At 33.8% G+C, this 6935-nt stretch carries 6 protein-coding genes; 5 read left to right on the plus strand and 1 reads right to left on the minus strand.

What is annotated here, in order from left to right:
- Nucleotides 1–42 precede the first annotated feature (42 nt).
- Nucleotides 43–1629 carry a PucR family transcriptional regulator gene (locus B6K90_RS13940; protein WP_088013384.1) on the minus strand — a complete coding sequence of 529 codons (1587 nt, stop codon included), beginning with the start codon at nt 1627–1629 and terminating at the stop codon, nt 43–45.
- Between the two features lie 168 nt (nt 1630–1797).
- Here B6K90_RS13940 and B6K90_RS13945 point away from each other — a divergent pair, with 168 nt between their 5' ends.
- From B6K90_RS13945 to B6K90_RS13965, 5 genes are all read left to right on the plus strand, one after another.
- Entirely contained in the window at nt 1798–3426 is a 1629-nt protein-coding gene (locus B6K90_RS13945; RefSeq protein WP_088013385.1) for an amidohydrolase, read from the plus strand.
- A complete protein-coding gene (locus B6K90_RS13950; protein WP_268875920.1) occupies nt 3423–3626 on the plus strand; it encodes a DUF3311 domain-containing protein in 204 nt (67 codons plus the stop codon). Before B6K90_RS13945 ends, B6K90_RS13950 begins: the two co-directional genes overlap by 4 nt.
- Nucleotides 3623–5110 carry a sodium:solute symporter family protein gene (locus B6K90_RS13955; protein ID WP_088013386.1) on the plus strand — a complete coding sequence of 496 codons (1488 nt, stop codon included), beginning with the start codon at nt 3623–3625 and terminating at the stop codon, nt 5108–5110. Before B6K90_RS13950 ends, B6K90_RS13955 begins: the two co-directional genes overlap by 4 nt.
- Before the next feature lie 17 nt (nt 5111–5127).
- Nucleotides 5128–6354 carry a Zn-dependent hydrolase gene (locus tag B6K90_RS13960; RefSeq protein ID WP_088013387.1) on the plus strand — a complete coding sequence of 409 codons (1227 nt, stop codon included), beginning with the start codon at nt 5128–5130 and terminating at the stop codon, nt 6352–6354.
- Nucleotides 6355–6591: 237 nt separating this feature from the next.
- Nucleotides 6592–6935 (plus strand): substrate-binding domain-containing protein (locus tag B6K90_RS13965; RefSeq protein ID WP_174567634.1); only part of this gene is annotated, 344 nt, incomplete at its 3' end.

Raw genomic sequence — 6935 nt, forward strand, 5'->3', positions numbered from 1 at the left:
AGCGAGTTATTCAATAAAATAGCTGCAGATATGAAAAGCCGTTTATAAAGAAAGTTTTTCTAAGTCTGTAAATTGAAAATTATCCTGAGTAGCCAGCAACATTAACTCAACAGCGAGCCGCTTTGGTGGAAGCATATAGTCAGTTCCTATTAAACTTTCAATCTTGGACAACCGATGATATAACGTTTGACGGACAATAAATAGCTTTTTAGCAGTCTCATTTTTTAAACAATTACATTGCAAATAAACTTGTAATGTTTCGATCAAATTTCCATTATTTTTTGCATCATATTCATAGAGGGGATATAAATAGTTCTTTGCTAAATCCATAATTGCTTTATTTTTTTGCATTTGAAGAATTAATTGATGTAAGTAGAGATCTTCATAAAAATAAGAAAGTTGAAGAGCGTTTTGGCGGATTAATAATGTATCCTGTGCAGTTTCGAAACTTTGGTGTACTAATTTATAATCATTTACAATCTGACCAACAGCAGAAGTGACATTTAAGTCTATATAATTATTATTCATTCTGAAGTTCTTGATTTTTTCAATGCAGTCTAAAATACGCTTTTTTGTATCGTATCCGTAAATATCTGCAATGATATAAATCAGTCTTTGCTTTTCCTCCAATAAAAAGATAACGAAGCCTTTATTTTCAAAAATATTACGGGAGTATAATTTATAATAATTTAAATCGTATTCTTTTTTTGAAATCTTTATGTGATCGATTAAGACGAAATAAGCGCAATCTACTAAATTATGATAGCTTTGTTCTTGTAAGAAGGAGGTAATGGTGGAATCTTCGAATGATCCATTTAACCAAGATTCTAATAATACGCGGGAGTAAATAGTTTGTTTCTCTTCTATGTATAGACTGCGTAACAAATATTGAGATAAAGCGGTTACAGTTCTGTCTAGTACTAATAACTCGAATTCATTTATAGTACGGTTCTCGGTGAAAATACATACCTCACCATAGCTTTCCTCTAGTATGTTTACTTCACATTTTGCAAAATGTTTTCTTTCGTTTTTCTTTTCGTATTTGTCTCTTAAGTTCATATACATATGCTGTTTTTCATTTGGAATAAAGGAAGGTTGCTGACCGTTAATGATAAATGCAACGTTAATATTTAAATATTTATAAAGCCTCATTAAAATATGTTCGTAGTGAGTAATTTTCAAAGTTAATTTGTTAATCTCTTGCGAATAGTTTTCCAATCGTTTAATCATTTCATATTGTTGATTAATTAACATACTATGTATTTCTTGTGTGATCTCTATAAATGGGACGATTTCTTTAAACACGATAATTGGGAGATTATTCAAATTGGCCAGCTCGATTACATTATTCGGTACAGTTTGTATATGTTCACCAAATTCAATACATAATCCGGCTGCTTCTTTACTAATTAGTTGCTCTACAAATTCGAAAAGCGTCTTTTCTTGAGTTAGTTGTATTCCAGTCGTTAATACTAATTCATTGCCTTTAATGAAGGTACCAATTTCTTTTGACTCCAGTATATGTACCCACTTAATAGTATTCAAAACCCCGCTGCGACCAGCTAGAATTTTTGCCTTTTTGAAATGTTTTTTATCAAATAAATCTTGAATCTTAAGTGAATAAGACAATATATAGCCTCCTCTTTAGAAAAAGGTTTATCAATGCTTTATACAGAAAATATAACATAATGTAAAACGACAAAGGGAACTTTTTTACATTATGTGCATATCGAGCGATTAAAAAGCTATGTTATATTTTTTGTATATTCATAAAATTTAGATAAAGAGGGTGTGCGAATGAAAAAGACAGCTTTATTAAATGGTGAAGTGATTACAGTAAATAGTGAAAATGAAGTCTTTGAAGCATGTCTGATCGAAGGGAATAAGATTGCAGCTGTAGGAACAACAGAAGAAATAAAAAAATATATAACTGTCTCAACACAAGTCATTGATTTGCATGGAAGATCTGTTTTACCAGGTTTTATTGATGCTCATATGCATCTTTTTTTATACGGAAATACATTAATGCACCTCGATTGTAAAAATCCCGCAATTAATTCGATTGAAGAGCTAAAAGATAAATTAGCTGACACCGTTAAAAATACTAAAAATGGACATATAATACGTGTCTTTGGATTTAATGAGTTAATGGTAAAGGAACAACGATATCCTACGATTGAAGAACTTGATGAACTTACACAGGAACATCCGATTGTTATTACCCGCACTTGTGGACATATTGGGATTGTTAATTCAACTGCCTTAAAGATCGCCAAAATTGATACAAGCACGCCTAATCCAAAAGGCGGAACAATCGAAAAAGATAATAACGGCAAGTTTACTGGTCGCCTCATTGAAAATGCCTTTTTAGAATTTAATCAAAATGTGACTTATAGTAATGAAGAATTATTTAATGCACTAATGAAAGCACAGGAACAATTATTTGCTTATGGTATTACAAGTGTCCATGATGCCGGTGGATTCGATGAAAATAGCTTTCGAATTATGCAAATTGCTTCAAATAATAAGCAATTAAAAGCTCGAGTTTATGCATTAATCGGCAGTTTGAACGATTGCGAGAATTTTACTAAAAATATGTTAGCAGCTGGAGTACTGACGAATACAGGAAATGCCTTTTTCAAAATTGGACCAGCTAAACTTTTCACTGATGGTAGTAGTACTGGCCCGACAATTGCAACTCGTGAACCGTACACAAGTGATGGCAATAATTACGGTTATTTACAGTATACAGAAGAAGAACTTTATTCTATCTTTTCCCCAGCACATCGAAATGGCTATCAAATTACAGTTCATGCTCAAGGTGACCGAGCGATTGAGCAATATTTGAGTGTCATCGAAAATATCTTAAATGAATTTCCACGTGATGATCATCGTCACCGTGTTGAACATTTAGGCGTCTGTCCACCTGATTTGCAAGAAAAAGCCAAGGCCCTAAATGTCATTCCTATACTCAACCCTTCCTTTCCTTATGAATTCGGAGAAAGTTATATTCGTAACTATGGTGAAAGAACCAATTATATGTACGCGGCAAAAGATTTATTGAACAAAGGCATCATCACAGCGGCTGGTTCAGACGCTCCGATCACGACAGTTAATCCCTTAGTTGGCATATACACAGCTGTTACTCGTTTAACACGACAAAATACAGATTTTGGACAACAACAAAAAGTATCGCTAATGGATGCGATTCGAATGTATACGTATAATGGGGCTTATGCAAGTTTTGATGAAGATTCTAAAGGAAGCATAGAATCAGGAAAATTGGCTGATTTAGTTATTTTAAATACTTCTATATTAGATTGTCAGGTGGAAGATTTACTCGAAGTAAAAGTAGACTCGACAATTTTAAATGGTGAAATAGTATATGCAAATCAATTGGAGGAATGGAGTGTGGGTAGCAAGTGAAAAAATATTCACAATTATTACTGATTGTTCCTTTTATAGGAATGTGTGTCCTTCTACCATTAGCTAATCGTATAGAACCCTTTTTTTTAGGAGTGCCATTCTTACTATTTTGGATTGTATTATGGATGATTCTATCATCTGTTATTCTGTTCATCGTTTATAAATTAGATTCTACCAATAAAGGAAGTGAATTTGAATGAATGTTGCCTTACTAATTATCTTCTTTATTGGGGCCGTTGCATTATATTTAGGGATTCGCGCAAGTCGTGGGAAAGAAATGAATGTAAATGAGTTTGCGGTAGGTAATAAAGGATTCGGTACAATATTCGTATTCTTATTAATTGCTGGTGAAGTTTATACGACTTTTACTTTTTTAGGCGGCAGTGGCTGGGCCTATTCAAATGGTGCGGCAGCATATTATGTGCCAGCTTATATTTGCTTGGCTTATGTACTTTCCTATTGGATTATCCCAAAAATTTGGCGTTTTGCAAAGAAGAATAATGTTATTTCACAGCCTCAATACTTTATGAAAACCTATAATAGTAAGGCTTTAGGTATGGTTGTAGCTTTCATAGGTTTAATCGCACTTGTACCGTACATCGTAATTCAATTAAAAGGATTAGGGATTATCGTTTCCGAAGCTTCTTATGGTGTTATTACGCCATTAATTGCTTCTACAATCGGTGCAGTTATTGTTGCAATTTATGTTATTAACTCAGGTATCCATGGATCTGCTTGGAATGCGGTATTAAAAGATATTTTAATCTTATTTGTCATTGTATTCTTAGGTATCTATATTCCATATCATTATTTTGGTGGTATTCGACCGTTATTTGAAGCTGTCCAAACAGTTAAGCCAGAAGCTTTAACATTCGCATCTGAAGGTTATAGTATGCCTTGGTTTATTTCAACAATTGTTCTTAATGCATTTGGTTTTTACCTTTTACCACAATCTTTTAGTGTTGTTTTAGCAGCTAAAAGTGAACGGGCATTAAAGAAAAATGCGATCACATTGCCTTTGTATACAATCTTAATTTTATTTGCCTTCTTTATTGGATTTGCCGCAATCATTCAAGTGCCAGGATTACAAGGGCCTGAAGGTGATCTTTCTCTATTACGTCTTACTATGAAAACATTTGATCCTTGGTTTGTAGGAATTGTTGGTGGGGCAGGACTTTTAACTGCATTAGTTCCTGTTTCTGTAATGGTTATGTCTGGAGCAGTAGGGTTAATGACTGGATTTTACAAATTAATTAAGCCAAACTCAAGTGATCGTCAGCAACTGAATGTATCTAAATTATTTGTTTTATTTATTATTTTAGTAGCGTATGTATTTACTATTACGGGCGGAGAAGCGTTGGCTGTTTTAAACATTATGTCATATGGTTTAATTACTCAATTAGTGCCAGCATTGATCTTCGGTTTCTTTAACACAAAACTAATGAATAAGTACGGTGCGATTGCTGGTGTTATTACAGGGGTTTCCATCGTATTATTTAATGCAATAACTTCATTTAAATTAATCAATATTTTTCCTACTATTCCAAGTTCAATAAATGATATTAACATTGGATTTGTAGCAATTAGCATTAATATTATTATCAGTGTGGGCGTAAGTTTAGTAACTAACGCATTGGTTGAAAGAGAAAAGGCTGAGCATGGATCAGAAGAAATTGCCCAATAATTAAAGGAGGCGTTCACATGATAAAGACGAATGCTAATCGACTTCAAAAATTAATTGAGTTGTTTAGTGAATATGGTAAAACGGAAAACAACGGAGTCACTAGACTAGCATTATCTGCCGAAGATATTGCTGCAAGGAAGAAATTTCAATCGTTATGTGAAGAAGTGGAAATGACAGTTAAATATGATGATATGGGGAATATGTATGCAACATTACCGGGTAAGGAAAACTTGCCGCAGGTCGTAATAGGTTCTCATATGGACTCAGTTATTAAGGGCGGACGATTTGATGGCGTGTTAGGTGTACTCACAGCTTTAGAGGCTGTCTATACAATAAGAGAAGAAAACATCGAATTAGACTACCCGATTACAATTGTCAACTTTACGAATGAAGAAGGGGCAAGATTTGAGCCATCACTAATGTCTTCTGGAGTACTGTCAGGTAAATTTGATAAAGAGAAGATGATTGCTTCAACAGATAAAAATGGAATTTCTTTTGCTCAAGCATTAAATGTAAGTGGTTTTGAAGGTTCTGAAACAAATCGTTTAAAAGAAGCCAGAGCTTATATCGAACTACATATTGAACAAGGACCTGTACTCGAACGTAAAAACTTAGATATCGGTGTAGTAGAAGGGGTACTAGGAATGGTATGCTATGAAATCTCTGTTTTTGGTGAATCAAATCATGCAGGTACAACTCCTATCAGCATGCGCAAAGATCCAATGTTCACTGCTGCTAATTTAATTGTAGACTTACAAAAACAACTACAGAGACTAGATTCAGATCTTGTTTATACAATTGGTCGTATGAATGCTTATCCTAATATTCATACGGTCATTCCTTCAGAAGTAACCTTTACTTTAGAAGCGAGACATCAGGATCCTGGGGTCATTGCAGAAGTAACTCGAATGGTGGAAGAGTTGCCAGGAAATATAAGCGGTTGTCCAATAAAATCTACACGTCTATGGGATCGAGACACAGTAGATTTTAATGAAGAAGTAGTCAATGCTGTTGAATATGCTTGCAAAGAGTTAGGGTATAAAGAAAATCGAATGTATAGCGGTGCTGGACATGATGCTCAATTCATTGCTTCCTATATCCCTACGGCTATGATTTTTGTGCCAAGTGTAAATGGGTATAGTCACCGTGAAGATGAATTAACTTCATATGAGGACTGCGCTAAAGGGGCAAATGTTTTACTGAATACCGTATTAAAATTATGCGTTGAAAAAGTGAATAAATAGGTTTTTCTTAAAACTAGTAGTGACAAATAGTAATGAAAATGGACGGAAAGAGATCGTTCATTTTCATTTTTTTTATGTCGAATTCTATTTCACACTAAAAGTCTTATTTTTATCTTTATTTTGTTAACTTAAAACAACTTTACGTATTATTTACAATCGTTTAAAACTACGTTAATTATTCTTTTCTATAGTTAGAGATGTAGAAAATAATAATTTTCCTTAGGAGGACAAACAATAATGAAACGTGGATTAAAATTAACATTTGCAGCAATGACTATAGCAGGTATGTTAGCAGGATGTTCTAATAAAGATGAAAAAACAACTGGCAAGACAAGTACAGATGATAAAAAAGTAGAATTAACAGGTACAATTGGTGCTGCAGGATCAACAGCATTACAACCACTAGCTGACGAAGCGGCTACTGAATTTATGGCGAAGTTCCCACAAGTATCAATTACAGTCCAAGGTGGCGGTAGTGGTACTGGTGTAAACCAAGTATCAACAGGAGCAATTCAAATTGGTAACTCAGATGTACCAGCTGCTGAAAAATTAGAAGATAAATCTTTAGCAAGTTCATTAGT

This window comes from Gottfriedia acidiceleris (assembly GCF_002128425.1).
In the GTDB taxonomy this organism is placed as follows: domain Bacteria; phylum Bacillota; class Bacilli; order Bacillales; family Bacillaceae_G; genus Gottfriedia; species Gottfriedia acidiceleris.

Excerpts from the sequence above, each read along its gene's own strand:
- B6K90_RS13945 (WP_088013385.1), top strand. The coding sequence starts at position 1,798 with ATGAAAAAGACAGCTTTATTAAATGGTGAAGTGATTACAGTAAATAGT.
- B6K90_RS13955 (WP_088013386.1), top strand. The coding sequence starts at position 3,623 with ATGAATGTTGCCTTACTAATTATCTTCTTTATTGGGGCCGTTGCATTA.
- B6K90_RS13960 (WP_088013387.1), top strand. The coding sequence starts at position 5,128 with ATGATAAAGACGAATGCTAATCGACTTCAAAAATTAATTGAGTTGTTT.